Below are 23,387 nucleotides of genomic sequence, written 5' to 3' on the forward strand. Positions count from 1 at the left end.
CTCTGCGTTTGGCGCTCGCCTAGGCGGCCAGCGCGGTGAAGGCCGAAGCGTATAGCAGTCTGCCGGCCTCGGGCGCGTCGCCCCAGGCCAGCGCCTGCAGCGCCTCGCCCTGGTACTCGCTCTCGAATTTCTCGGCGCGGGCGTGGGTGTAGCCGAAGCGGCCGTAATAGGCCGGATCGCCGAGCACCACCGCCAAAGCCTCGCCGGCTTCCTTCAGGCGGACATGCGCCTCGCGGATCAGCGCGCCGCCGATGCCGGTGCCGTGGAAGGACGGCTCGACGGCCAGCGGCGCCAGCGCCACGGCCGCGAAGCGCTTGCCGCCGTTCTGCACAAAAAGCCTGGAAAACAGGATGTGGCCGACGACCTGGCCATCTTCTTCCGCAACCAGCTCGACGACGGCGTCGCCGCCGGTGACCAGCGCATCGACCAGGCCGGCCTCCGCCTGCTGGCCGAAGGCATGCTCTTCGACGAGGCGGATCGCCTCGCGATCCCGCGGCGTCGCCGCACGTATCGACATCATGCTCATTGGAGTTTCGTTCCTTTTTCGATCTTGGCCCCGCGCAAAAACTCCTGCGCGGCGGCGGGCCTTCCACCCGCCCGTTGAACTTCGACCAGCCGCACCGCGCCTGACCCGCAGGCGACCGTCAGCCGATCATCGAGAATACCTCCCGACTCGCCGACGCCGTTGGAAAGCGTCGAGCGAAGCAGTTTCAGCCGCTCCACGCGGCCACCAATTTCGACCTCGCACCACGCGCCCGGAAAGGGCGAGAGGCCGCGAATGTGATTGTGGACTTCGCCGGCAGGCCGCGTCCAGTCTACGCGTGTCTCCGATTTATCGATTTTTCGGGCGTAGGTCACGCCCTCTGTCGCCTGGGGGGCAAATGTCAGACAATTTATCCCCAACTGTGCGAGCGCATCCACCATCAGCGATGCGCCTCGAGCCATGAGGAGGTCATGCAATTCCCCGGCGGTCATATCGGGACCAATGGCGCATTTTTCAACCAATGCCACCGGGCCGGTGTCCAGCCCCTCTTCCATGCGCATCACCATCATGCCGGTTTCGACATCGCCGGCCATGATGGCGCGCTGTATGGGAGCAGCACCGCGCCAACGCGGCAAAAGTGAGGCATGGCCGTTGAGGCACCCGAGCCTGGTGGCCTCAAGAACGGGTTTCGGCAGAAGGAGGCCATAGGCGACGACCACGGCGACATCGGCCCGCAAACCGGCAAAGGCCTGCTGCTCGGTCTCTGCCTTGAGCGATGTCGGCGTGCGCACCTCGAGCCCGAGCCGTTCCGCCTCGCGCTGCACGGGCGAGGGCGTCAATTCCAACCCGCGCCGGCCGGCGGCGCGCGGCGGCTGCGTATAGACGGCGGCAATCTCGTGGCCGGCCTCGGCGATGGCGCTGAGCGTCGGCACGGAAAACTCCGGCGTGCCCATAAAGATGACGCGAAGGGGCATTTCTCCTGCCATGCTATGTTCAGGCGTCCGCTTCAAACGGGTTCACGAGCTTCAGGCCAAGCTCGTCGAAGTCGCGAACATTGCGTGTCGCAAGCGTAGCGTCATGGGCCAGACAGATAGCCGCAATCATGGCATCGGAAAGACTGACCGGACGACCGAGATTTTCCCGCATTGCCCGAAGCTTGCCGGTAAGGCGAGGTACCGAGCCAGCAAAGTCAACGATGCGACCCGAAAACTGCTTCGAGATCAGATGGTCGAGAGCACGAACGTGCCGATCAGAGCCGGTCTTATTCAGAAATCTCTCGGCGCCGAAAGATTGTTCCATGAGGACCGGGCCGCACAGGTAAAGATTGAGCAGATCCTGTTTGCGAAACCATTCGACCACGTTCGGATCAGGTGTGATCCTGCTTGCTTCGGAAACGACGTTGGTGTCGAGAATAATCAATCGAAACCCTCGACCAAGGGGCCAAAGTCCTGTTTCCTCGCAGCTTCGATTTCAGCCATTGTCTCAGCAAACTCGTTGTCAATTGCGCTTTCGTTTGCGAATGCGGAGCGGATACTCTCCCATGCTGAGAAGTTTGGCTCTAGCCTTCTTTCCTTTTCCACACTCATGCCCTTCCACAAAAGATCGATGGCTTTGCCCGATAGGCTCTGGCCGACTTTTCGAGCGGCTTGCTCAATTTCGCGCTTTAGGGGTTCTGGTACATTTCTGATTAGCATATCGCTCAAGGCTAAACCTCCAAATTGATATCATGATATCATGGTTAAGCGATTTGCTCAATCATACCCAGCACGGGTTTGCGCGGCGCTGAAGACTCTTCGGTAACTAAGTTCGAATGCTTTCCTCATATGATTCGGGCCTCTCGCCCCTTCGGAGCCATTCATATGAAGACTCGTCAAAAGACATTTGGGGCGTGTCGTACGCCAGGTTCAAATCGCTCGATGAGGAATCTACGAAGGGCGAGTTGTCCAAACGACGTGAGCGGGCATTAGCTGTCTACCTCACGCCGCTTTTTGCAGTGGCATTAGTCGTGGTTTTGATATTCTCGCCAAAGTCTCGCGCGCTTGCGTTTGAGTTGGGTTCCAAAGCCATCGAAGTCGGGAAAGACTGGATCCTGCGTGGAATGCTCGAATGAGGTTCAGCCCGCCATCTTGCCCGGCGCCTTGTCCTTGGCGAGCTTCTTGAATTTCCTGACCACCATGTCGCGCTTCAGCTTCGAGATATGGTCGATGAACAGCACGCCGTTAAGATGGTCGATCTCGTGCTGCAGGCACGTCGCCATCAGGCCTTCGGCCTGCATCTCCTGCAGCTTGCCCTCGCGGTCGAGATATTTCACCCGCACCGCCGCGGGACGCTCGACCTCGGCATAGTAGTCAGGGATCGACAGGCAGCCTTCCTCATAGACCGAGCGCTCGTCGGAGCTTTCGAGGATTTCCGGATTGATGAAGACATGCGGCGCCGGCGGCTCGCCTTCCTTGGCGAGGTCGATGACCAGCAAACGCCGCGGCTCGCCGACCTGGATCGCCGCCAGCCCGATTCCCGGCGCGTCATACATGGTTTCCAGCATGTCGTCGGTGAGCTTGCGCAAGTCACCGTCGACGCGCTCGACCGGTTTGGAAACCTGGCGCAGGATTGGATCGGGAAGGATGATGAGCGGCTTGATCGACATGGCGTCTCACCTAAGACGTCGATGGAAAAGCGTCAACCGGGGCGGCTTTGACTTGTTCACGTTTTGATCTGTGCCAGCAGAGCGAATCGGTTATGCTGCCCAAATGAACGACATGACCTCGATCCTTTCGCAGCCCGTCGCGCGGCTCGGCGCCACCACGATCAGGCTCGGCGAGACGCTTGGCTTCGGAGCGCTGCTGCTGCTGACGCTGTTCCTGGCGCTCGTCATCGCGTTGTGGCGCGCGGGAAAGGCGCGCGCGGCGGCGGCGGCGGAAGCGGCCGACCATGCCCGCGACACCGAGGCCAGGATGGCGGACATTCTGCAGGCGCAGGCCGAGATGCAGGGTCGCATGGGCGCTATCGCCGAAGTGTTCGGCGCCAGGCAGGCCGAGCTCACCCAATCGCTCGGACAGCGGCTCGACGCCATGACCGGCCGTCTTGGCCAGACCATGGCCGAGCAGACCAAGTCGACGCATGAGAGCCTGGCCAAACTGCAGGAGCGGCTGGCGGTGATCGACACGGCGCAGGGCAACATCCAGTCTTTAGCCGGACAGGTCGTGCAGCTGCAGGCGATCCTCTCCAACAAGCAGACTCGCGGCGCCTTCGGCCAGTCGCGCATGGAGGCGATCATTGCCGACGGCCTGCCGCACGGCGCCTACGAGTTCCAGGCGAGCCTTTCCAACGGCAGCCGGCCCGACTGCCTGGTGCGGATGCCGAACGGCGCGCCGATGCTCGCCATCGACGCCAAGTTTCCGCTGGAGGCCTGGAATGCCATTCGTGCCGCCGAAGCCGCCGACTTGCAGAAGGCGGCGGCGCAGGCGTTCCGGCGCGACATCGAGGTGCATATCCGCGACATCGCGGAAAAATACCTGATCCAGGGCGAGACGCAGGACACCGCCTTCATGTTCGTGCCCTCGGAATCGGTGTTCGCCGAGATTCACGAGAATTTCGAGCCCGTGGTGCAGAAGGCGCACCGCGCCCGCGTCGTCATCGTCTCGCCGTCATTGCTGATGCTGTCGATCCAGGTCATCCAGGCGATCCTGAAGGACGCGCGCATGCGCGAGCAGGCGCATCTGATCCAGGGCGAGGTCATCCGCCTGATGGAGGACGTGGCGCGAGTCGACGAGCGTGTGCGCCGGCTGCAGACGCATTTCGGCCAGGCGACCAGGGATATCGACGACATCCTCGTCTCGACGACGAAGGTCACCAAACGCGGGCAGAAGATCGAGGCGCTGGAGTTCGCCGAGGGCGAACCCGAACCGCCACGCGGTCCTGCCAAGGTGGAGGCGGGCGCACGCGTGGCCGATTCCAAGACGGGTCAGCTCAGGCTGCGCGTCGTCGAAGGCGACGACTGAGCTGCCGTAACTCCGTTACTGCTCCTCGATGGTGGTGATGCCTTCGATCTCCGGCAGCCAGTGCAACGCCGAGCGGTGCCAAACCTGTCTTCTCGGCACCAGCTGGTCGCGCTGGCGCGCCGTGCCCACCCGAATGCCGTAGATTTTCGGTCCATCGCCAACCGACGTGGCATAGAGATGCGATCCGCATTCGCCGCAAAACCCCTGAGCGCGCCTGGCGCCGCTGGATCCGGTCTTGATGTAGACCTTCGGCGTGCCCTTGGTAATCCGGTAATCCTCTTCTGGCGCGCCCACCGTCACGCGAAAGGCCGTTCCCGTCAGTTGCTGGCAATCGGTGCAATGGCAGATCGAGGTCTTTTCGGGATCGACCTCCGCTTCGTAGGTGATGGCGCCGCAATGACACCCGCCGTCGATTCTCATTCGGCATGCTCCCAAAAGATTGCTTCGCTCAAATCTAATCCTCTTCGGAGGTCCCGGCGATAGCCTTACGCCTGCGCTCCCATGTGCCAGTCGCCTGCGGCTTGACGAACAGCCTGGTGATTTCGGGCATGTCGCTTTTCAGTCGCGCCTCCAGGCGTGCAACGCAGGCTTCGATCTCAGGCGCGGTGAGATGATCTTCGAATTCGATGCTTAGGCCTGCGACGATCTCCTCCGGGCCGATATGGACGCTCAGTATGCCGTTCGCCCGCTGCACGGCCGGCTCTTCCTGAGCGATCGCCAGAACCTTGCGCTGCACCTCGGGCGAAGCGGGCTCACCGATGAGCAGACCCTTGCTCTCGCGCGCCAAGAAGATGGCGGTGGCGCCCAGGATGACGGCGATGCCGATCGAGCCGGCGCCGTCGAGCTCGGGGATCGCCAGAAGTTCAGACGTAAGGATGCCCGCGAAGGCGACGACGAGGCCGAGCAGCGCCGCGCTGTCCTCGAACAGCACGGTGTAGACGCTGGGGTCCTTGCTGCGGCGCACCGCCTGAAACCAGCCCTGCTTGCCCTTTTGCTGGCGGAACTCCTTTAGCGCCACCAGCCAGGAACTGCCTTCGAACAGAAAAGAAAGACCAAGCACGATGTAGTTGACCTTGGCGTTGACGACCGGTTCCGGCGCGATGATGTGTATCACGCCCTCATAGAAGGAAACGCCCGCGCCCAGCGCGAAAACCAGAAGCGCGACGATAAAGCTCCAGAAATAGAGTTCGCGTCCATGTCCGAGCGGATGCGTGAGGTCGGGCGGGCGCGCGGCACGGCGCATGCCGTAAAGCAGAAGCGCGCCATTGCCCGTGTCGACCAGCGAATGCACCCCCTCCGACAGCATGGCTGAAGAGCCTGTGAAGAATGCTGCGGCGAATTTGGTCAGCGCGATCGCAATATTGCCGGCGAGCGCGGCGTAGATCACTCTTTTCGAGCCGCTATGCCCTGCCATGCGCTTCCGATCCTCTTCCAAGTGGGAGCTTAGCGGCCGCCGCCCAAAGCTCCACCGACAATGCGCCAGCCGCTCCGAGGTTCAGATGCCCCTATGCATTTCTGTTGCCTGATCGATCCCAAGGTCGCGGGATGAAGGGAAAACGGTTGACATAGCGCAACCCGGCTTTCGAAGCTGCAAGCGGCCTCTTGCGGTCGGGCGCTTCTCTTGTTTCACTTGTGCTGCCCACAAATCGGAGGAGCGAATCATGGCGAAAGGTGCGATGAAGGCGGGCAAGGAACCCCGCAAGCCGAAAAAGGACGCCAAGAAACCGGCCGCGGCCCCGGCTCCGAAGGCGCCGCCGGTCAAGGCGATGCGCATCAAGGAGAAGTAGGCCGTCAGCGCGGCCGATCCGTCTCGATGCGGATTTGAACCGGCGGCATGCCGAATGCTGCCGGTGTTTTGTTGATCGGGGTACAGAACTCACTATATCGGTACCGCGAGGACGACCTCGCTTCCCCGAAACCCGGCCGGGACGACCCGCCACGTCAAACGTCGAGCATTCGATGCTCGATCGATGGAGCGTTCGCGATGTCCTGGATCTTCCTTTTCTTCGCCGGCCTGTTCGAGATCGGCTGGGCGATCGGCCTCAAATATACCGATGGTTTCTCGAAGCCGCTGCCGACCGTGCTCACGATCGTCTCGATGATCGTCAGCCTTGGCCTGCTCGGGCTTGCGTTGAAGACATTGCCCGTCGGCACGGCCTATGCGGTATGGACCGGCATCGGCACTGTCGGCACGGCCTTGCTCGGCATCTGGCTGCTCGGCGAGCCGGCGACCGCAGTGCGGCTTGCCTGCATCGGCCTGATCGTCTGCGGCATCGTCGGGCTGAAGCTCGTCGGCTGATGTAGCACGAACGCGTTCAGGGCCGCTCCTGGCGACCCTGACTCATTTTCGAAACGAACTCGAACCTAGCGGGCCGAGAAGCCCGGAGGCGTGCGACCGACGCGCGCCTTGCGGGCGGCGTAGCGCGCATCGCGCTTGGCCTTGCGTTCGGCCTCCTCGGCGAGCAGGCGGGCGATGCGTTCGGTTTCCTCGGCTTCGCGGATCTTGGCCTCGGCAGCCGCTGCCGCTTCGGCAGCAATACGGGCCGCTTCGGCCACTGCCTCGCGTTCAGCCTTCTCGGCCGCTTCGCGCGCCAGCTTTTCCTGCTTCAACCGGGCCTTCTCGGCCTCGCGGATAGCACGGGCCTCGAGGATCGCCTTGCGTTCCGCCTGACGCGCCAGAACCGCTGGGTCGTCCGCCGCCGGCTTTGACTTGAAGCGCTCCAGGAGCGCCTTCTTTGCCTCGTTCGCGGCGTTGCGCCGCTCGAATATGTCTTTTTCCCTGTAAATAGCCAAGTCCACTTCCCTGAAGTCAATTCGCGACGCTTACATACGCGCGAAAGCGGTGAGTTCAAGCGCCAAAACGGTATGCCAGCCATGAAAATCTGGGCTGTTGCCGTCGGGATACGTCGTCGCGGCGCGATGCACTGTTCACAAATCGCGCCTCTGGCGGCTCTGGGGGCCGGTCGCTACCTCTAGCGCCAACAATCAACGCCCAAGCGGCGCATCAGGATGCATGAAAATGGATCTTGGCCTATACACTTTCGCGGATGTCAGCCCGGAGCCGGGCCCCGGCGCCATCGGCCCGCACGAACGGCTGCGCAACCTGATCGAGGAGGTCGAGCTGGCCGACCAGGTCGGTCTCGACGTGTTCGGCCTCGGCGAACACCATCGCCCCGACTATGCAGCCTCGGCGCCGGTCGTGGCGCTGGCCGCGGCCGCGGAGCGGACGAAGCGGATCAAGCTCACCAGCGCGGTCACGGTGCTTTCTTCCGACGATCCGGTGCGGGTCTTCCAGCAGTTCGCGACGCTCGACCTTCTGTCCGGGGGCCGCGCCGAGATCATGGCCGGGCGCGGCTCCTTCATCGAATCGTTTCCGCTGTTCGGTTACAATCTCGAGGACTATGACGAGCTCTTCGCCGAGAAGCTCGATCTCCTGCTTGCCATCCGCGACCAGGTGAAGGTGACGTGGCAGGGCAAGCTGCGCGCGCCGATCAACGGCCGCGGCGTCTATCCCCGACCTTTCCGGGACAAGCTGCCGATCTGGATCGCTATTGGCGGGACGCCGCAGTCCGCCGCCCGCGCCGGCGTGCTCGGCCTGCCGCTGGCGCTTGCCATCATCGGCGGCGAGCCGGCCCGCTTCGCGCCGCTGTTCGAGATCTATCGCGAGGCGGCAAGGCGCGCCGGCAACGATCCCGCCTCGCTCGCGACCAGCTTGAACGTGCATGGCTTCGTCGGCGAGACGACCGAGAAGGCGGCCGACGATTTCTACGCACCGCAAGCCGAGGTGATGAACCGCATCGGCCGTGAGCGCGGCTGGGGGCCGACCTCGCGGGCGCATTTCGATCAGGCGCGCGGGCCGAACGGCGCGCTGTTCGTCGGCGATCCCGAACAGGTGGCGGAAAAGATCGTCGCCCAGCACAAGATCTTCGGCAACGACCGCTTCCTGTTGCAGATGGCGATCGGCACCATGCCGCATGCCAAGGTCATGAAGGCGATCGAGCTCTACGGCACCAAGGTGGCGCCGGTCGTGCGCAAGGAAACGGTGAAGGCCGCGCCGGCGCCCGTCGCCTGAGCACGCCTGCCCGGCAAGATGCGCCCTCACCGCCGGCTAAGGAACCTTGGCGGCGGCGCGTACGTTTTCCTCGGCGATCGCGAGGGAACGGATGAAGGTCGAAACGAGCGCTTCGGGTTCGAACGTTGCCGAAAGCCCGGACGAGCGCGCCAGCGCCCGCGCCGAATTGCGCCTGATTCGATTGCTGCTGATCGGCATCTTCGTGCTGATAACGATCGCCGCGCTTTATTTCGCCCGCGCCTTCTTCATGCCGGTGATCCTCGCCTTCCTGCTGGCGCTGACGCTGACCCCGATCGTGCGCTTCCTGCGCAAGCGCGGCATCCCCGAGGTGGCCTCCGCGACACTGCTGGTGTTGCTGTCCCTCTTCGTCTTCGCCAGCGCCGGTTACCTGCTCAGCGGCCCGGTCATCGACCTCATCAACAACAGCTACTCGATCGGCGAGCAACTCACCGAGCGGCTGGCGCCTTTCAAGCGTCCGCTCGAGAGGGTCATGGATCTCTCGCGTCAACTGCAGGCCCTGACCGAGACATCGCAGGAACCGGGTGTGCAGAAGGTCGCGCTGGCGCCGTCCGGCATCCTGTCGACGGCGGCCAGCAACATTCTGGGAGCCGGCACGAGCATCACCCTCGTCTTCGTGCTGTCGCTGTTCCTGCTCGCCTCCGGCACCTTGTTCTACGAGAAGATCGTCCAGTCCTTCGCCCACCTCAGCGACAAGAAGCGCGCGCTGCGCATCGTCTATGACGTCGAGCACGAGATTTCCCATTACCTGCTTACCGTGGCGGCCATCAACGCCGGCCTCGGCACGGTGATCGGACTTGGCCTTTGGGGACTTGGGATGCCGAACCCGCAGGTCTGGGGCGCGGCCGCGGCGCTGCTCAACTTCCTGCCCTATGTCGGCGGGCTGATCACCTTGCTGCTGGTCACGATCATCGCGCTGATCAGCTTCGATACGATCCCCTACGCGTTGCTGGCACCCGCCTTCGTTTTGTTGTGCGACATCGTCGAGGGGCAGTTCGTGACCCCGACGGTGGTCGGCCGGCGGCTCGAGATAAACGCGGTGGCGATCTTCATCGCCATCGCCTTCTGGTCCTGGCTCTGGGGTTTCGTCGGCGCGCTGATGGCGGTGCCGCTGCTGGTGGTCATCAAGGTGTTCTGCGACCATTTCGATGGCCTCAGCCATGTCGGCAATTTCCTCGCCGCGCAGCAGACCATGGCGATCGACGACGAGGCCGGCGATAACAACCACAAATCCGGCGCGTGAGGCCTGGCCCAATCAGCATGTCCGGCCGGCTGTTTGCGGCGCCCATGGCGAGTGCCTATATCGGTCCGGTCTAACCGGACCCGCCTGCATGAATGACTTCGGTCTCGCGCTGCGCAACAACCGCCTGTCTATCCACCATCTCGGCGGCCGCAGCGAGCAGCGGGAAATCGCCTCGGCGACCGAACTCGCCGACGTGCTGGAGGGCCAGTTCGCCATCGTCATTCCCGACCGCGCCGAATTCGAGGCCCGGTTGCGGCAGAAGCAAATCGTGGAGACCTGACCAATGACGGCCCTTTCGGTTCTCGACCTGTCGCCGATCACGCAAGGCAGCGATGCCTCGCGGTCGCTGGCCAATTCGCTCGACCTTGCCTGCCATGCCGAGCGGCTTGGCTACAAGCGCTACTGGCTCGCCGAGCACCACAACATGCCGGGCATTGCCAGTGCCGCGACGTCGGTTGTCATCGCCCATATCGCCGGCGGCACCAAGACTATCCGCGTCGGCGCCGGTGGCATCATGCTGCCCAACCATGCGCCGCTGATGATTGCCGAGCAGTTCGGCACGCTGGCAGCACTTTTCCCCGGCCGCATCGATCTCGGCCTCGGTCGCGCGCCAGGCACCGATATGATGACGGCGCGGGCGCTTCGCCGCAACCTGGAGGCCAGCGACAACTTCCCCCAGGACGTGGTCGAGCTGATGGGCTATTTCCAGCCGGCCGAGGAAGGTCAGCGCATCCGCGCGGTGCCGGGCGAAGGCCAGGACGTGCCGGTCTGGATCCTTGGCTCCAGCCTCTATGGCGCGCAGCTCGCGGCGCTGCTTGGGCTGCCCTATGCTTTCGCCTCGCATTTCGCGCCGGCCGAACTCGACCACGCGCTGGAGGTCTATCGCACTCGCTTCCAGCCGTCGGCGCAGCTCGACAAGCCTTATGTGATGCTCGGCCTCAATGTCTTTGCGGCACCCACCGATGCCGAGGCGAAGCTTTTGTTCACCTCGCTGCAGCAGGCCTTCGTCAACCTGCGCAGCGGCCGGCCCGGCCAGCTGCCGCCGCCGGTCGAAAACTACGACCGCGACCTTGATCCCGTCGCCAGATCCATGCTGGCCCAGGCGCTGTCCTGTGCCGTCGTCGGCGCGCCGGAGACGGTCCGCCAGGGCATCGACGCCTTCGTGCGCCGCACCGGCGCCGACGAATTGATGGTGACGGCGCAGATGTTCGACCACACCGCGCGGGTGCGCTCCTTCGAGATCCTCGCGGACGTGCGCAGATCGATGTCGCAAGCCGCCTGACCGCTGGCCGCCTGTCGACCGGGGGGCGCAAGCGATCGCGGAAAACACATCTTTCTGAAGCTCCGCGGAACTCCGTTCGCAGGCATTCACGCCCGGATCATGGCGACTGCGACGTTTTTGCCCGCGCCGGATTTACCTCGGTCCGGGCGTATCGGGCGGCAAATCGGCCGCAAAATTGGCGATTTAGCACCGTTCCCGGCAGGGGATCGGCTTGGTGGATGCGTTGCGCAGGATGCTTGCGCCTCGTGCCGCCTGTTCTTATATACGCGCCAACCGCCCGGCCTTGAAAACCCGGGGACCGTGGCGGAATTTCTTGTGAACAGGGGCTTTCGTCGGAACGCCTTATTCAGGGTCCTGAGAGCCTGCTTAGAGGAGAGACTAGAACAATGGCAAAAGTAATCGGTATCGACCTCGGAACCACCAACTCCTGCATCGCCATCATGGACGGCAAGGAGCCCAAGGTTATCGAGAATGCGGAAGGCGCGCGCACGACCCCTTCCATCGTCGCCATCAACAGCGATGGCGAACGCCTCGTCGGCCAGCCGGCCAAGCGCCAGGCGGTCACCAATCCTGAAAACACCATCTTCGCGGTCAAGCGCCTGATCGGCCGCCGCTATGACGATCCGGTGACGGAGAAGGACAAGAAGCTTGTCCCCTACAAGATCGTCAAGGGCGACAATGGCGATGCCTGGGTCGAGGCAGGCGGCAAGAAGCTTTCGCCCAGCCAGATCTCGGCCATGATCCTGCAGAAGATGAAGGAAACGGCGGAAGCCTATCTCGGCGAGAAGGTCGAGAAAGCGGTCATCACCGTTCCGGCCTATTTCAATGATGCCCAGCGCCAGGCGACCAAGGACGCCGGCAAGATCGCCGGCCTCGAAGTGCTGCGCATCATCAACGAGCCGACGGCTGCCGCACTTGCCTATGGTCTGGAGAAGAAGGACGGCAAGACCATCGCCGTCTATGACCTTGGCGGCGGCACGTTCGACATTTCGGTGCTCGAGATCGGCGACGGCGTCTTCGAGGTGAAGTCGACCAATGGCGACACCTTCCTCGGTGGCGAGGACTTCGACATGCGCCTGGTCGAGTACCTGGCGGCCGAGTTCAAGAAGGAGCAAGGCATCGACCTCAAGGCCGACAAGCTCGCCCTGCAGCGCCTGAAGGAAGCGGCCGAGAAGGCCAAGATCGAGCTGTCGTCGACGACGCAGACCGAGATCAACCTGCCCTTCATCACTGCCGACGCCAGCGGGCCGAAGCACCTGACGATGAAGCTCACCCGGGCGAAGTTCGAGAGCCTGGTCGAGGACCTCGTCCAGCGCACCATCGACCCCTGCAAGGCGGCGCTCAAGGATGCCGGCCTGAAGGCGGGCGAGATCGACGAAGTGGTGCTGGTCGGCGGCATGACCCGCATGCCCAAGATCCAGGAGATCGTGAAGCAGTTCTTCGGCAAGGAGCCGCACAAGGGCGTCAACCCGGATGAGGTGGTCGCGCTCGGCGCCGCCATCCAGGCCGGCGTGCTGCAGGGCGACGTGAAGGACGTGCTGTTGCTCGACGTGACGCCGCTGTCGCTCGGCATCGAGACGCTGGGCGGCGTTTTCACCAGGCTGATCGAACGCAACACCACGATCCCGACTAAGAAGAGCCAGGTGTTCTCGACGGCCGAGGATTCGCAGTCGGCGGTGACCATCCGCGTCTTCCAGGGCGAGCGCGAGATGGCGGCCGACAACAAGCTGCTCGGCCAGTTCGATCTGGTCGGCATTCCGCCGGCTCCGCGCGGCGTGCCGCAGATCGAGGTCACCTTCGACATCGACGCCAACGGTATCGTCAACGTCTCTGCCAAGGACAAGGGCACCGGCAAGGAGCATCAGATCCGCATCCAGGCTTCGGGCGGTCTGTCCGACGCCGACATCGAGAAGATGGTGAAGGACGCCGAGGCCAATGCCGAGGCCGACAAGAAGCGCCGCGCCCTCGTCGAGGCGCGCAACCAGGCCGAATCCCTGGTGCATTCGTCCGAGAAGTCGCTGAAGGACTATGGCGACAAGGTCTCGGAGGCCGACCGCACCGCGATCGCCGACGCGATTGCGGCGCTGAAGTCCGCAGCCGAAGGCGATGACGTGGCCGATATCGAGGCCAAGTCGCAGTCGCTCGCCGAAGCTTCGATGAAGCTTGGCCAGGCCATGTACGAGGCCTCGCAGAAGGAAGCGGCCGAAGCCGACGCCAAGGCGGACGCCGCCAAGGATTCGGACGTGGTCGACGCCGACTTCGAGGAAATCGACGAAGACGACGACAAGAAGAAGTCGGCCTGAGCCGGCTGACGGCCAAATAATGCGAAAAGCCCGGCGCAAGGCCGGGCTTTTTTGCAACCTTCACCGAAAAAGTGCGGACCTGGCCCAAAAATTGACGGAAAAACACCGGTGAGCCCGGCTCGGCTCTGGCATCCGGGCAACATCGCTCCTAAATCGAACAACGTGCCGGCGACGACGCGACAATGCTTGAAGACATTGAGCATCCGGACAGCGGGATAAAATGAAAGCTGATTTCTACGAAACGCTGGGCGTGCAAAAAGGCGCCGACGACAAGGAGCTGAAGAGCGCTTTCCGCAAGCTCGCCATGCAGTTCCATCCCGACCGCAACCCCGGCGACCATGCCTGCGAGCACAAGTTCAAGGAAATCAACGAAGCCTACGAGACGCTGAAGGACCCGCAGAAGCGCGCGGCCTATGACCGTTTCGGCCACGCCGCCTTCGAGCAGGGCGGCATGAACGGCGCGGCGCACGGCTTCGGCGCCGGCGGCTTCGCCGACATCTTCGAAGACATTTTCGGCGATATGATGGGTGGCCGCCAGCGCCGCTCGTCGGGCGGCCGCGAGCGCGGGGCCGACCTGCGCTACAACATGGAAATCTCGCTGGAAGAGGCGTTTTTGGGCAAGACGGCGCAGATCCGCGTGCCGGCATCGATTTCCTGTTCGGAATGCTCCGGCAGCGGCGCCAAGCCCGGCACGCAGCCGGTCACCTGCGCGATGTGCCACGGCCATGGCAAGGTGCGGGCAACGCAAGGCTTCTTCTCGATCGAGCGCACCTGCCCGCAATGCCAGGGGCGCGGCCAGACGATCAAGGACCCCTGCCCGAAATGCGCCGGCCAGGGCCGCGTCACCGAGGAGCGTTCGCTGTCGGTCAACATCCCGGCCGGCATCGAGGACGGAACCCGCATCCGGCTTGCCAATGAGGGCGAGGCCGGCCTGCGCGGCGGCCCCTCGGGCGACCTCTACATCTTCCTTGCCGTCAAGCCGCACGAATTCTTCCAGCGCGACGGCGCCGACCTTTACTGCAAGGTGCCGATCTCGATGACGACCGCCGCCCTCGGCGGCTCGTTCGAGGTCACCACGCTCGACGGCACGCAGACCAAGGTGAAAGTGCCGGAAGGCACCCAGAACGGCCGCCAGTTCCGGCTGAAGGGCAAGGGCATGCCGGTGCTGCGGCAGCCCAATGTCGGCGATCTCTACATCCAGACCGCGGTCGAGACGCCGCAGAACCTGTCGCGGCGCCAGCGCGAGCTCCTGGAAGAGTTCGAGCAGCTCTCCTCGAAGGACAATTCGCCCCAGTCGAGCGGCTTCTTCGCCCGCATGAAGGACTTTTTCGAATCCTTCGGCGAGCCCTGAGTGGGGTGCGGCAGGGGTTGACGCGCTGCCTCAACGTCATCAACATCTTATGCCAGATCTTGCCTTGCCTTGTTCCACCTAGCTGCTAAGTAGCGGGTTGGGGAGCGTTGAGGAGAGCTCGCATGGCACGTGGTCCCGGGTTGCGCAAAGCGCTGGCGGAAAAATTCGACGACGAGCTGAAGTTCTTCAAAGGCTGGATCGACAAGCCGAAAGCTGTCGGCTCGATCGTTCCCACCAGTTCCGTGACCGCCCGCAAGATGGCCTCGATCGTCAACCCGAAATCGGGCCTGCCGGTGCTGGAGGTCGGCCCCGGCACCGGCGTCATCACCCGTGCCATCCTGGCCCAGGGCGTGAAGCCGGAGAACCTCTACGCGATCGAATACTCGACCGACTTCGTGCGCCATCTGCGCCGGCTCTATCCGCGCGTCAACGTCATCGAGGGCGACGCCTTCAACCTCGACGCAACACTCGGCGACAAGCGCGACTTGGTGTTCGATTCGGTCGTCTCCGGCGTGCCGCTGCTCAATTTCCCGGTCGCCCAGCGCATCGCCTACATCGAAAGCCTGCTCGACCGCATTCCCGTCGGCCGGCCGATCGTGCAGCTGACCTACGGCCCGCTCTCGCCGATTCCGCCCGGCCGCGGCGACTACACGGTCAAGCATTTCGATTTCATCATCCGCAACATTCCGCCGACGCAGCTGTGGATCTACCGGCGCGAGGCATGTTGACCGAAAGCGCTTGGCCATCGAAAGCGCTTGGGGATTGATCGCTCTTCGACCTATACGTCTCTCGACAGGTGGCCGATGGCAGTAATCGCAAGAATCCTCGTCTTTGCAGGCTCGATCCGCACCGGCGCTTTCAGCGGCCGGACGGCCGATGTGGCGCAAAAGGAACTCGCCATGCAGGGTGCGGAGGTGACCCGCATCTCGCTCGGCGACTATCCGCTGCCGATCATGGACGAGGATCTTGAGAAGGACAAAGGCATTCCCGAGAATGCCGTGAAGCTCGGGCATCAGATTTCCGCCCATGACGGGCTGCTGATCGCGACGCCTGAATATAACGGCTCGATCCCGCCGCTCTTGAAGAATTCCATCGACTGGGTGAGCCGGCTCCGGCGCGACGGCAGCCGCTCGTTCAGGCCGCTTTACGGCAAGCCCGTCGCGCTCTGCTCCTCCTCCGAGGGCAAGTTTGCCGGCATACGCTGCATCAACCATCTGCGCGCGGTGCTGGTGCGCTGCCAGATGGAAGTGATCACGCCGGAATGCTCGGTTTCCGGCGCCGATGAAGCCTTCGCCGAGGACGGACAATTCCGCGACGCCAGACTGCACCAATCGATGGAGCGCCTATGCCGTACACTGATCGAAACCTCGCGCATGCTGTCCGTGAGGATCGAGGTCTGATGCATCCGGTCGAGACCATGCGCGACAGGCTGATCGTCGGCCTCGACGTGCCGACGCTGAAGGAAGCCGAAAAGACGGTGCGCGCGCTCGAAGGCAGCGTCTCTTTCTACAAGATCGGCTATCAGCTCGCCTTCGCCGGCGGGCTCGATTTCGCGCGCGAGCTCGCCAGCGGCGGCACCAAGGTCTTCCTCGACATGAAGCTGCTCGACATCGACAACACGGTGGCCAAGGGGGTCGAGAATATCGTCAGGATGGGGGTCTCGATGCTGACACTGCATGCCTATCCCAAGGCTATGCAGGCGGCGGTGGAAGCAGCCAAAGGCAGCGATCTCTGCCTGCTCGCGGTGACCGTGCTGACCTCGATGGACGAGCAGGACATGATCGATGCCGGCTATGAACACGATCCGCACACGCTGGTGCTGAGGCGCGCCGAACAGGCGCTGCATGCCGGCATGGGCGGCATCGTCTGCTCGGCCGAGGAGGCCGAAGCCGTGCGCCGGATCGTCGGTCCCGACATGGCCGTGGTCACGCCGGGTATACGGCCGAGCGGCAGCGACCATGGCGACCAGAAGCGTGTGGTGACGCCGGCGCAGGCGATCCGCAACGGCTCCAGCCACCTTGTCGTCGGCCGGCCGATCGTCAAGGCGCCGGATCGGCGGGCGGCGGCCGAGGCTATCTTGGCCGAAATGTGCTCGGCATAAGGCCGATCCGGTTTGCGAACCGAAACAGGAGAAAATGATGCCAAAGGGATATTGGGTTGCCCGCGTCGATGTGCGCGACCCGGAAGGCTACAAGGACTATGTCGCCGCCGCCAAACCGGCTTTCGAGCGCTTCGGCGCGAAATTCCTGGCGCGCGGCGGCGAGCATGAGAAGGCCGAGGGGCCCGGCCGCGCGCGCAATGTGATCATCGAGTTCGATTCGCTTGCCGCCGCACATGACTGCTACCACTCGCCGGAATATCAGCGCGCCGTCGCCATTCGCCAGAAAGTGGCCGACGGCGAGATCGTGCTGGTCGAGGGCGTTTGATCGTCTGAATCGTTCTGCCTTGACATGATCAAGGAAGGCGGTGGCGCAGAATAGAGATTTGCAGCGATCCTTCGCCGGCGTCTCAAAGCCGCTCCGCAGCCGCAGGCCGGTCCAATCCCTAAGCTTATGCCCTCAGCCGGCTGGTCGCCGTCTCCGCCATCGCATCCGCCAGGCTCATGCTCCATTGCCTGCGGCAATAGTCGCGGAAATCGAAGCAGGGCAGGCCGGGACAGACTTCGAACTCGATGAGATGGACGGTGTCGTCGGCTTCGACCCTGAAGTCGACCGAGAAGACGTCCTTCAGGCCAAGCCCGGCGATCAGCTCCTGCGCGATGGCGCGGATAGCGCGATCGGCCGCCGGCTGGCGGGCGGCGACCTGCTCGAGCTCCGGCTCGGCATAGGTGCCTGCGTCCCTGGCGGCCTGGCCGCTATCGCCGTAGAGCGCCATGGAGTCGGCCATGGTCTGAAAGTCGCCGCCGGACTCGACGAAGGCGATGCCGAGCGCCTCGACGCCGGTATCCGGCCTCATCCCGAGGAAGCTTGCCCGCACATTGCGGCCGGCGACATAAGGCTGGACGACGACATCGTCGCGATAATGGTCAAAGACACGCCGGCTGAGCTCCTGTGCACGACCAAGATCGCGACAGCGCGAATCCGGCCAGATGCCGATCTTGGCGCCGAGCCGGTTGGGTTTGACGAACCAGCCGGCGGGCGAGGACGGCGGGTCGACCAGCCATTTCCCATTGCGGGCCAGCCCGGCCGGCGGCACCGGCAGGCCAAGCGCGCCGAGCACGGCGCCGGAGCGGAACTTGTCCTGGCAGAGCGCGAACAGCGAATCGTCGGCGCCGATCGTCTTCAGTCCGTTCAGCCTTGCCAGTGCAGGCGAAGCGCCGCCGCGGAAATAGGCGATGCCGTCGGTCAGCGTCCAGACCAGGGTTTTGGCGGGATCGGCGTTCGCCAAGACGGTCGCGGCGTCGTCCAGCTCGACGGCCATCAAGGTGAGGCCGCGCGTTTCGCAAGCGGCGGCGAGCTGGCCGAATTCGGGCGCGAGGTCGGTCGACTGCGCCAGATAGGACGAGATCTCGGTTGCGCGTTCCGTCGGGTAGCCGTCGGCGACCAGCCGGTCGAAGCAAGCCTTCTCCGGCTCGTGGACAAGGATCAGCGTCGGGCCGTTGCTTGGCATGGAAGCTCCAGAAGAGTCAGGTGCTACCATCGCATGGCGGTTGCAATCGGCTTTCAGGAAACCGACCTGAGCGAGCGATAATGCGCAAGCCGCTCAGGCGATCAGCACGCGCGGCTCGAAGCGGCCCCGGACCGGAATGTCGAGCAGGAAGGTCATGCCGGCCTGAGGATCGAGCTTGCGCTGCTTGTCGTCCTTGCCTTTCCAGGCCGATGTCACCGCAAGGCGGTCGGCGTTCGGCCCGACAAAGGCGGGGCAGGAAGGCTGGGTTACCGGCATCGGGATTTCGCGCAGCAGCATGCCGTCCGGCGAATAGGCCTTCACCGCCTTGCCGCCCCAGACGGCGTTCCACAGCACCCCGTCGCGGTCGACGACCGAGCCGTCGACATAGCCTTTTTGCGAACGATGATCGACGAAGATGTTCGGCTCGCCCGTCGGCAGGCCGGTCGCCGGATCGCAAGCGACGCGCATCAGAAGCCCGGTCGCGGTATCGGTGTAGTAGGCGATCGTCCCGTCGTCGGAAAAGCAGATCGAGTTGGACACGGTAATGTCGGAGAACAGTCGGCGAAGCTCGCCCTTGAAGAACCAGTAGATCGCGCCGGCGCCCTTGCCCTCGTCCTTGCCCATCGTGCCGGTCCACAACGCGCCGCAGGGATGGACGCGGGAATCGTTGGAGCGGGTCAGCGGATTGTCGGCTTCGATCGGCGTGTGCAGCGTCAACTTGCCGGTCGCCACATCGCGGACCTGCAGGCCGATCTCGGTGGCGATCAGTTGGCGGGCATCGTCGATGACGGCGATGGCGCTGGCCATCACGCCGAGATCATGGATTTTCAGCGCGCCGGCGAGCGGCTTTTCCAGAAGCTTGCCATTGACGATGTCGAACCAGAACAGTGTCTCGGTGCCGGGATCGTAGCTCGGTCCCTCCCCCAACTGGCAAATGTGATCGCTGAAGACCGAAACGCTGTCCATCAAATCCCTCCGAAGGCTTCGTCCCAGGCCGCGACCGCGGCGCGGGCGCGCTCAGCCACTTCATCGACGCTGGCGCCCGGCTTATAAAGGCTCGACCCCAGGCCGAAGACGCTGACGCCGACGGCTTTGTAGCCGGCAAAATCCTTGTCCGAAACACCGCCGACGGCGCCGATCAGCGCCGTTGCCGGCAGCACGGCGCGGATCGCCGAAATGCCGCCGGCGCCGAGCACGCTTGCCGGGAAGAATTTAAGCGCCGAAGCACCGAGCCTGATCGCCTGGAAGGCCTCGGTGGGCGTGAACACGCCCGGCATCGTCACCATGCCATACTGCATGGCGCGGCCCATGACATCGGCATCGATGTTGGGGCTGACCAGCAGCCGGCCGCCGGCCTTGTGCAAGGCATCGACATCGGCCGCCGTCAGCACCGTGCCGGCGCCGACCAGCGCGGTTTCCGGAAGGACTTCGGCGATCCTGGTGATCGACGAAAACGGTTCCGGCGAATTGAGCGGCACCTCGATCGCCTCGATGCCAGCGTCGAAGATCGCCTGGCCTATTGAGATCGCCTCTGTCGGCTTGAGGCCACGCAAGATGGCGACCAGCCCGCGTTTCAGTCTCGGAAAGGGTGCTGTCTGCGTCACGCGTCGCCTCCGATCATGCGGTTCTCGCGCGCGGCTTCGACAAGGCCGGCGCGCACCGCTTCATCCGCATCGACGACCCGAAAAGCAAGACCGGCGAAGCCAAGAGCGGCGCCATAGAGCGAAGCCAGCGCGCCGGAAGCGATCAGCACGACGGGCGCTTCACTGATGCCGTAGCGCCGCTTCGCCGAAGCGATCTCGCCGCCGATCAACAGCCCGGACAGGCACGCCGCCGCCTCGTCGGATTTCAAATCCTGCAGCAGCCCGGCGGCGCGGATCGCAAACAGCTGTGACGTGACGTCGCCGCCTTCGCCCAGCGCCCGCTCGCACCACTGGCGGAAAAACGGACCATCCGCCGTGACCGGCGCCGGATGCTCGCCCAGCGAATGTTTCAGGATCGAATGCGCGGCCAATACCGAAAACAACTCGCCGGTCGGCCAGGTGCCGAAGCCGGCGACCGCGCCGTCCTCGACCACGACCCATTTGGAATGCGTGCCCGGCATGCAGACGATGTGGCGCCCCGTTGGCGGCAGATTCGCGCCGGCAAGTTGCGTTTCCTCGCCGCGCATCACATCCGGCGCGTCGGCGAGGCGCTGGGCGAGGCCGGGCACGATACGGATGTCGCGGCGCTCGCCTTCGATGCAGGCGGCGCCTGCCAAGATGGCGCCGATCGGGGCAGGCACGGTGACGTATGGCGCCTCGATCCAGCCCTGGCGGGAACCCGCCATGCCGCAGATGATGACGGGCAGGGACTCCGGCGCGCCCATGGCGGCGAGATGGCCCTCCAGCACCGTCGCAAAACCCTTTTCGCGCGCGGTGATCAGGCCGTCGTCGCCGCGCCGCTCGGCGAGCAGCTGACCCGCGCCGTCAAGCAGCCAGGCCCTGAGCCTGGTCGTGCCCCAGTCGAGGGCGGCGACCGCAGGCGCGCCGCTCACAGCACGCCTCCGTCGACGATCAGCATTTGCGCGGTCAGCATGCGCGAGGCGTCCGACGCCAGGAACAGCACCGTGCCCACAATGTCGTCGGGCCGCATGGGCTCCTTGATGCATTGCTTGGCGACATGGGCGGCAAGCGCCTCCTCGGTGACCCAAAGCTCGCGCTGACGTTCGGTGATCACCCACCCGGGCGCAACCGCGTTGACGCGGATGCCGTCGGCGCCGAGCTTGCCGGCAAGGCCTTTGGTGAGACCGAGGATACCGGCCTTGGCGGCGGTGTAAGCCGGCAGATCGGGATGGTTGATGAGATAGGACGTGGAGCTGAAATTGATGATCGAGCCGCCGCCGGCGCGCTTCATGCCCGGCGCCACCGCCTGGGCGGTGAAGAAATGCGGCCGCAGGTTGATGGCCAGGTTGTTGTCCCAGAACTCGACCGTGACATCCTTCACCTCATGGCGATCGTCGAGCGCGGCGTTGTTGACCAGCGCCGTGACATCGCCATGCGCTTTCGCCGCCTTCGCTGCCGCGGCGCGCAGCGCCTCGACGTCGCGCAGATCGGTCTTGAGATAGAGCGGACGCCGGCCAAGCTCACTTTCCAGACGGTCGGCCAGCGCCGTGCTGGGCTTGTCGGCGATGTCGATGAAGGCGACCTTGGCGCCTTGCCGCATGAAGCCCTCGGTCAGCGCCGCGCCGATGCCGGAACCGCCGCCGGTGATCAACACCGAGGCGCCGTCGAGGTCGGCGAAACGCGCCGATGGCATCATGATTTCTGTCTCCCTTTGGCCGGCGCGCATCCTAGCCATGCCGGCCCCGGGAGCAAGGGTGAAAAGGCGATTTCGGCGGCAATATGTCTGACAAAATAGCAGCCGCGCTTCCGTGAGGCGCAGACGGGTCGGCTTGGATCGCAGGTTGGTCGATCAGATCGCCTTGGCGCGCAGCGCGCCGCGATAGGAATCGCGCAGATAGCCAAGCGTGGCGTCGGCATCGACGGGCTTGCCGAACAGATACCCCTGGCCACCCGCGCAGCCGAACTGGACGAGGCGGTCGGCCTGCGCTTCCTCCTCGATGCCTTCGGCCACAACGTCCATGCCGAGTCCTTCGCACATGGCGAGAATGGCACGGATGATGTGTTCCGAGGGGCGGTCTTCGAGGATCGAGGAAACGAAGGCGCGATCGATCTTCAGCTTGTCGAAATGGAATTCGCGCAGGCGTCCGAGCGACGACTGGCCGGTGCCGAAATCGTCGAGCGAGACGCGGATGCCGACGCGGCGCAGATCCTCGACGATCTTCTCGGCCGAAGCCGGGTCGGTCATCAGGCCGGTTTCGGTGATCTCGATCTCCAGCCGGCGCGGATCGAAGCCGGTGCGGTCGAGGATCGCCAGAATATGCAGGCCGGTGTTCTGATCGACAAGCTGCGAGGGCGACAGGTTGAAGGACAAAAACAGGTCCTTCGGCCAGTTGCGAGCCGCCTCGGTCGCCTTGCGCAGCACCAGCTGCGACAGCGGGCCGATGATGCCGCGCTCCTCGGCGATGGGAATGAACACGCTCGGCGGCACCATGCCGAGATCGCGATCGGTCCAGCGAGCCAGCGTCTCGAAGCCGATGGTGCGGCGACTGGTGAGGTCGACGATCGGCTGGAAATGCGGCTCGACCTCGCCGGCCGAGACGGCGCGGCGCAGCGCCTGCTCGATGCGGGTGACGCGCTTGGCGGCCTCCTCCATCTCGCGGGTGTAGACGACGACGCGGCCGCGGCCCGAGCGCTTGGCGTGGTAGAGCGCGGTCTCGGCCTTGTTGATCAGGATCTCTGTGGTCTCGTCGCCGGAATAAAACAGCGAGCAGCCGACCGAAGCCGACAATCTGGCGGTGCGCTCGCCGACATCATAGGGTGCCGACAGGATCTCGATCAGCATGCGCGACTTCTCGGCCGCCTGCTCCTCGCTGAACACCATCGGGTAGAGGAAGGCGAACTCGTCGGCGCCGATGCGACAGACGGTGGAATAGCCATCCATCGAGGCACGCAAGCGCATAGCCACCTGGATCAGGATGTCGTCGCCGGCCTTGTGGCCGAACAGGTCGTTGATCGGCTTGAAGCCGTCGAGGTCGAGGATGCCGACGGTGAATGGCGCGGGATCGTCGGCGCGATCGCTGATCAGGCGATCGACCTTGTCGTAAAAGCGACGATGGTTGCCAAGTCCGGTCAGCGGATCGGTGAAGGCCAGATCCGCGTTTTCCCTGCCTGGCTGCCCGGTGCCAAACGTCGTTTGCATCATGTCCCTGTTCTGACGGGGGAATTTGTAACCAGACTGGCAGCAAAGCGTTTAGGAAAGGTATCGGAAAATCGATTTTCTGAAGATCGCGAAAATGGGCCTTGGCGCCATGCCTGGCGGTCCAGGGTCTTTGGCGATGGAGGCTTAAACCGGGCATTAACAGCTTCAATAAATAGTATAGCGGCCCGGAGACGCCGGCATTGGGACCGGCATTGGCGCGGCTG

Annotated in this window: 27 protein-coding genes; 13 read left to right on the top strand and 14 right to left on the bottom strand. The window is 64.1% G+C overall.

Features of this window, described 5'->3' with window-relative positions:
* Positions 1-19: 19 nt before the first annotated feature.
* The 5 genes from P9217_RS10715 to def form a co-directional block, all read right to left on the bottom strand.
* Positions 20-526, bottom strand: coding sequence for an N-acetyltransferase (locus tag P9217_RS10715; RefSeq protein WP_067323775.1), 507 nt, complete (start codon positions 524-526; stop codon positions 20-22).
* Positions 523-1,458, bottom strand: coding sequence for a methionyl-tRNA formyltransferase (gene fmt, locus P9217_RS10720; protein ID WP_067323773.1), 936 nt, complete (start codon positions 1,456-1,458; stop codon positions 523-525). The genes P9217_RS10715 and fmt overlap by 4 nt, the downstream gene beginning before the upstream one ends.
* 19 nt (positions 1,459-1,477) lie before the next feature.
* Positions 1,478-1,903, bottom strand: coding sequence for a type II toxin-antitoxin system VapC family toxin (locus tag P9217_RS10725; RefSeq protein ID WP_095825480.1), 426 nt, complete (start codon positions 1,901-1,903; stop codon positions 1,478-1,480).
* The gene (locus tag P9217_RS10730; protein ID WP_082953832.1) at positions 1,900-2,178 is read right to left on the bottom strand and encodes a plasmid stabilization protein; all 279 of its coding nucleotides are present in this window, start codon (positions 2,176-2,178) and stop codon (positions 1,900-1,902) included. The genes P9217_RS10725 and P9217_RS10730 overlap by 4 nt, the downstream gene beginning before the upstream one ends.
* A gap of 419 nt (positions 2,179-2,597) precedes the next feature.
* A complete protein-coding gene (gene def, locus P9217_RS10735; protein WP_067323765.1) occupies positions 2,598-3,128 on the bottom strand; it encodes a peptide deformylase in 531 nt (176 codons plus the stop codon).
* A gap of 103 nt (positions 3,129-3,231) precedes the next feature.
* Here def and P9217_RS10740 point away from each other — a divergent pair, with 103 nt between their 5' ends.
* On the top strand, positions 3,232-4,482 hold the full coding sequence (locus P9217_RS10740; protein ID WP_278086045.1) for a DNA recombination protein RmuC: 1,251 nt from the start codon (positions 3,232-3,234) through the stop codon (positions 4,480-4,482).
* Positions 4,483-4,497: 15 nt separating this feature from the next.
* Here the strand turns inward: P9217_RS10740 and P9217_RS10745 are convergent, their stop codons facing one another.
* A complete protein-coding gene (locus tag P9217_RS10745; RefSeq protein WP_095825477.1) occupies positions 4,498-4,902 on the bottom strand; it encodes a GFA family protein in 405 nt (134 codons plus the stop codon).
* Between the two features lie 34 nt (positions 4,903-4,936).
* A complete protein-coding gene (locus tag P9217_RS10750; protein ID WP_278086044.1) occupies positions 4,937-5,896 on the bottom strand; it encodes a cation diffusion facilitator family transporter in 960 nt (319 codons plus the stop codon).
* Between the two features lie 247 nt (positions 5,897-6,143).
* On the opposite strand from P9217_RS10750, the gene P9217_RS10755 reads away from it, so the two are divergent.
* Both P9217_RS10755 and sugE read left to right on the top strand, forming a co-directional pair.
* Positions 6,144-6,269: a hypothetical protein gene (locus P9217_RS10755; protein WP_082953831.1), complete on the top strand. Its 126-nt coding sequence runs from the start codon at positions 6,144-6,146 to the stop codon at positions 6,267-6,269.
* Positions 6,270-6,466: 197 nt separating this feature from the next.
* Positions 6,467-6,781, top strand: a complete 315-nt coding sequence (sugE, locus tag P9217_RS10760; protein ID WP_095825476.1) for a quaternary ammonium compound efflux SMR transporter SugE — start codon at positions 6,467-6,469, stop codon at positions 6,779-6,781.
* Positions 6,782-6,846: 65 nt separating this feature from the next.
* Here the strand turns inward: sugE and P9217_RS10765 are convergent, their stop codons facing one another.
* Entirely contained in the window at positions 6,847-7,275 is a 429-nt protein-coding gene (locus tag P9217_RS10765) for a DUF6481 family protein (protein ID WP_095799008.1), read from the bottom strand.
* 226 nt (positions 7,276-7,501) lie between these two features.
* On the opposite strand from P9217_RS10765, the gene P9217_RS10770 reads away from it, so the two are divergent.
* The 10 genes from P9217_RS10770 (at position 7,502) to P9217_RS10815 (ending at position 17,177) form a co-directional block, all read left to right on the top strand.
* Positions 7,502-8,554, top strand: coding sequence for an LLM class flavin-dependent oxidoreductase (locus P9217_RS10770; RefSeq protein WP_278086043.1), 1,053 nt, complete (start codon positions 7,502-7,504; stop codon positions 8,552-8,554).
* 91 nt (positions 8,555-8,645) lie between these two features.
* Entirely contained in the window at positions 8,646-9,815 is a 1,170-nt protein-coding gene (locus P9217_RS10775; RefSeq protein WP_067003075.1) for an AI-2E family transporter, read from the top strand.
* 88 nt (positions 9,816-9,903) lie between these two features.
* The gene (locus tag P9217_RS10780) at positions 9,904-10,095 is read left to right on the top strand and encodes a hypothetical protein (protein ID WP_245322439.1); all 192 of its coding nucleotides are present in this window, start codon (positions 9,904-9,906) and stop codon (positions 10,093-10,095) included.
* Positions 10,096-10,098: 3 nt separating this feature from the next.
* A complete protein-coding gene (locus P9217_RS10785) occupies positions 10,099-11,097 on the top strand; it encodes an LLM class flavin-dependent oxidoreductase (RefSeq protein WP_067323751.1) in 999 nt (332 codons plus the stop codon).
* 386 nt (positions 11,098-11,483) lie between these two features.
* Entirely contained in the window at positions 11,484-13,400 is a 1,917-nt protein-coding gene (gene dnaK, locus P9217_RS10790) for a molecular chaperone DnaK (protein WP_095782077.1), read from the top strand.
* Positions 13,401-13,620: 220 nt separating this feature from the next.
* On the top strand, positions 13,621-14,751 hold the full coding sequence (gene dnaJ / locus P9217_RS10795; RefSeq protein ID WP_067003083.1) for a molecular chaperone DnaJ: 1,131 nt from the start codon (positions 13,621-13,623) through the stop codon (positions 14,749-14,751).
* A 122-nt stretch (positions 14,752-14,873) separates the two neighbouring features.
* The gene (pmtA, locus tag P9217_RS10800; protein WP_095799004.1) at positions 14,874-15,479 is read left to right on the top strand and encodes a phospholipid N-methyltransferase PmtA; all 606 of its coding nucleotides are present in this window, start codon (positions 14,874-14,876) and stop codon (positions 15,477-15,479) included.
* A 75-nt stretch (positions 15,480-15,554) separates the two neighbouring features.
* A complete protein-coding gene (locus tag P9217_RS10805) occupies positions 15,555-16,151 on the top strand; it encodes an NADPH-dependent FMN reductase (RefSeq protein WP_095825474.1) in 597 nt (198 codons plus the stop codon).
* Positions 16,151-16,852: an orotidine-5'-phosphate decarboxylase gene (pyrF, locus tag P9217_RS10810; RefSeq protein ID WP_095799003.1), complete on the top strand. Its 702-nt coding sequence runs from the start codon at positions 16,151-16,153 to the stop codon at positions 16,850-16,852. Before P9217_RS10805 ends, pyrF begins: the two co-directional genes overlap by 1 nt.
* A 37-nt stretch (positions 16,853-16,889) precedes the next feature.
* Positions 16,890-17,177: a DUF1330 domain-containing protein gene (locus P9217_RS10815; RefSeq protein ID WP_067324640.1), complete on the top strand. Its 288-nt coding sequence runs from the start codon at positions 16,890-16,892 to the stop codon at positions 17,175-17,177.
* 124 nt (positions 17,178-17,301) lie between these two features.
* Here P9217_RS10815 and P9217_RS10820 read toward each other — a convergent pair whose 3' ends face one another.
* The 6 genes from P9217_RS10820 to P9217_RS10845 all read right to left on the bottom strand — a co-directional run bounded on the left by P9217_RS10820 (position 17,302) and on the right by P9217_RS10845 (position 23,163).
* On the bottom strand, positions 17,302-18,360 hold the full coding sequence (locus P9217_RS10820; protein ID WP_127324866.1) for a D-alanine:D-lactate ligase-like protein: 1,059 nt from the start codon (positions 18,358-18,360) through the stop codon (positions 17,302-17,304).
* A gap of 93 nt (positions 18,361-18,453) precedes the next feature.
* Complete coding sequence (locus tag P9217_RS10825) at positions 18,454-19,326, bottom strand: SMP-30/gluconolactonase/LRE family protein (protein WP_164746632.1); 873 nt, start codon at positions 19,324-19,326, stop codon at positions 18,454-18,456.
* Entirely contained in the window at positions 19,326-19,964 is a 639-nt protein-coding gene (locus P9217_RS10830; RefSeq protein WP_095827319.1) for a 2-dehydro-3-deoxy-6-phosphogalactonate aldolase, read from the bottom strand. Before P9217_RS10830 ends, P9217_RS10825 begins: the two co-directional genes overlap by 1 nt.
* Positions 19,961-20,896 (bottom strand): 2-dehydro-3-deoxygalactonokinase, encoded by a 936-nt coding sequence (locus tag P9217_RS10835; protein WP_278086042.1) that lies wholly within the window; start codon positions 20,894-20,896, stop codon positions 19,961-19,963. The genes P9217_RS10830 and P9217_RS10835 overlap by 4 nt, the downstream gene beginning before the upstream one ends.
* Entirely contained in the window at positions 20,893-21,660 is a 768-nt protein-coding gene (locus P9217_RS10840; protein WP_278086041.1) for an SDR family oxidoreductase, read from the bottom strand. The genes P9217_RS10835 and P9217_RS10840 overlap by 4 nt, the downstream gene beginning before the upstream one ends.
* A 153-nt stretch (positions 21,661-21,813) precedes the next feature.
* Complete coding sequence (locus P9217_RS10845) at positions 21,814-23,163, bottom strand: EAL domain-containing protein (RefSeq protein ID WP_067324636.1); 1,350 nt, start codon at positions 23,161-23,163, stop codon at positions 21,814-21,816.
* Positions 23,164-23,387: the final 224 nt, after the last annotated feature.

Origin of the sequence: Mesorhizobium sp. WSM4989 (assembly GCF_029625795.1) — a bacterium.
GTDB lineage: Bacteria > Pseudomonadota > Alphaproteobacteria > Rhizobiales > Rhizobiaceae > Mesorhizobium.

What these genes read in the sequence shown, in the direction of transcription:
- P9217_RS10715 (WP_067323775.1), bottom strand. Translation starts at nt 526, where the DNA reads ATGAGCATGATGTCGATACGTGCGGCGACGCCGCGGGATCGCGAGGCG.
- fmt (WP_067323773.1), bottom strand. Translation starts at nt 1,458, where the DNA reads ATGCCCCTTCGCGTCATCTTTATGGGCACGCCGGAGTTTTCCGTGCCG.
- P9217_RS10730 (WP_082953832.1), bottom strand. Translation starts at nt 2,178, where the DNA reads ATGCTAATCAGAAATGTACCAGAACCCCTAAAGCGCGAAATTGAGCAA.
- def (WP_067323765.1), bottom strand. Translation starts at nt 3,128, where the DNA reads ATGTCGATCAAGCCGCTCATCATCCTTCCCGATCCAATCCTGCGCCAG.
- P9217_RS10740 (WP_278086045.1), top strand. Translation starts at nt 3,232, where the DNA reads ATGAACGACATGACCTCGATCCTTTCGCAGCCCGTCGCGCGGCTCGGC.
- P9217_RS10745 (WP_095825477.1), bottom strand. Translation starts at nt 4,902, where the DNA reads ATGAGAATCGACGGCGGGTGTCATTGCGGCGCCATCACCTACGAAGCG.
- P9217_RS10750 (WP_278086044.1), bottom strand. Translation starts at nt 5,896, where the DNA reads ATGGCAGGGCATAGCGGCTCGAAAAGAGTGATCTACGCCGCGCTCGCC.
- P9217_RS10755 (WP_082953831.1), top strand. Translation starts at nt 6,144, where the DNA reads ATGGCGAAAGGTGCGATGAAGGCGGGCAAGGAACCCCGCAAGCCGAAA.
- sugE (WP_095825476.1), top strand. Translation starts at nt 6,467, where the DNA reads ATGTCCTGGATCTTCCTTTTCTTCGCCGGCCTGTTCGAGATCGGCTGG.
- P9217_RS10770 (WP_278086043.1), top strand. Translation starts at nt 7,502, where the DNA reads ATGGATCTTGGCCTATACACTTTCGCGGATGTCAGCCCGGAGCCGGGC.
- P9217_RS10775 (WP_067003075.1), top strand. Translation starts at nt 8,646, where the DNA reads ATGAAGGTCGAAACGAGCGCTTCGGGTTCGAACGTTGCCGAAAGCCCG.
- P9217_RS10780 (WP_245322439.1), top strand. Translation starts at nt 9,904, where the DNA reads ATGAATGACTTCGGTCTCGCGCTGCGCAACAACCGCCTGTCTATCCAC.
- P9217_RS10785 (WP_067323751.1), top strand. Translation starts at nt 10,099, where the DNA reads ATGACGGCCCTTTCGGTTCTCGACCTGTCGCCGATCACGCAAGGCAGC.
- dnaK (WP_095782077.1), top strand. Translation starts at nt 11,484, where the DNA reads ATGGCAAAAGTAATCGGTATCGACCTCGGAACCACCAACTCCTGCATC.
- dnaJ (WP_067003083.1), top strand. Translation starts at nt 13,621, where the DNA reads ATGAAAGCTGATTTCTACGAAACGCTGGGCGTGCAAAAAGGCGCCGAC.
- pmtA (WP_095799004.1), top strand. Translation starts at nt 14,874, where the DNA reads ATGGCACGTGGTCCCGGGTTGCGCAAAGCGCTGGCGGAAAAATTCGAC.
- P9217_RS10805 (WP_095825474.1), top strand. Translation starts at nt 15,555, where the DNA reads ATGGCAGTAATCGCAAGAATCCTCGTCTTTGCAGGCTCGATCCGCACC.
- pyrF (WP_095799003.1), top strand. Translation starts at nt 16,151, where the DNA reads ATGCATCCGGTCGAGACCATGCGCGACAGGCTGATCGTCGGCCTCGAC.
- P9217_RS10815 (WP_067324640.1), top strand. Translation starts at nt 16,890, where the DNA reads ATGCCAAAGGGATATTGGGTTGCCCGCGTCGATGTGCGCGACCCGGAA.
- P9217_RS10820 (WP_127324866.1), bottom strand. Translation starts at nt 18,360, where the DNA reads ATGCCAAGCAACGGCCCGACGCTGATCCTTGTCCACGAGCCGGAGAAG.
- P9217_RS10825 (WP_164746632.1), bottom strand. Translation starts at nt 19,326, where the DNA reads ATGGACAGCGTTTCGGTCTTCAGCGATCACATTTGCCAGTTGGGGGAG.
- P9217_RS10840 (WP_278086041.1), bottom strand. Translation starts at nt 21,660, where the DNA reads ATGATGCCATCGGCGCGTTTCGCCGACCTCGACGGCGCCTCGGTGTTG.
- P9217_RS10845 (WP_067324636.1), bottom strand. Translation starts at nt 23,163, where the DNA reads ATGCAAACGACGTTTGGCACCGGGCAGCCAGGCAGGGAAAACGCGGAT.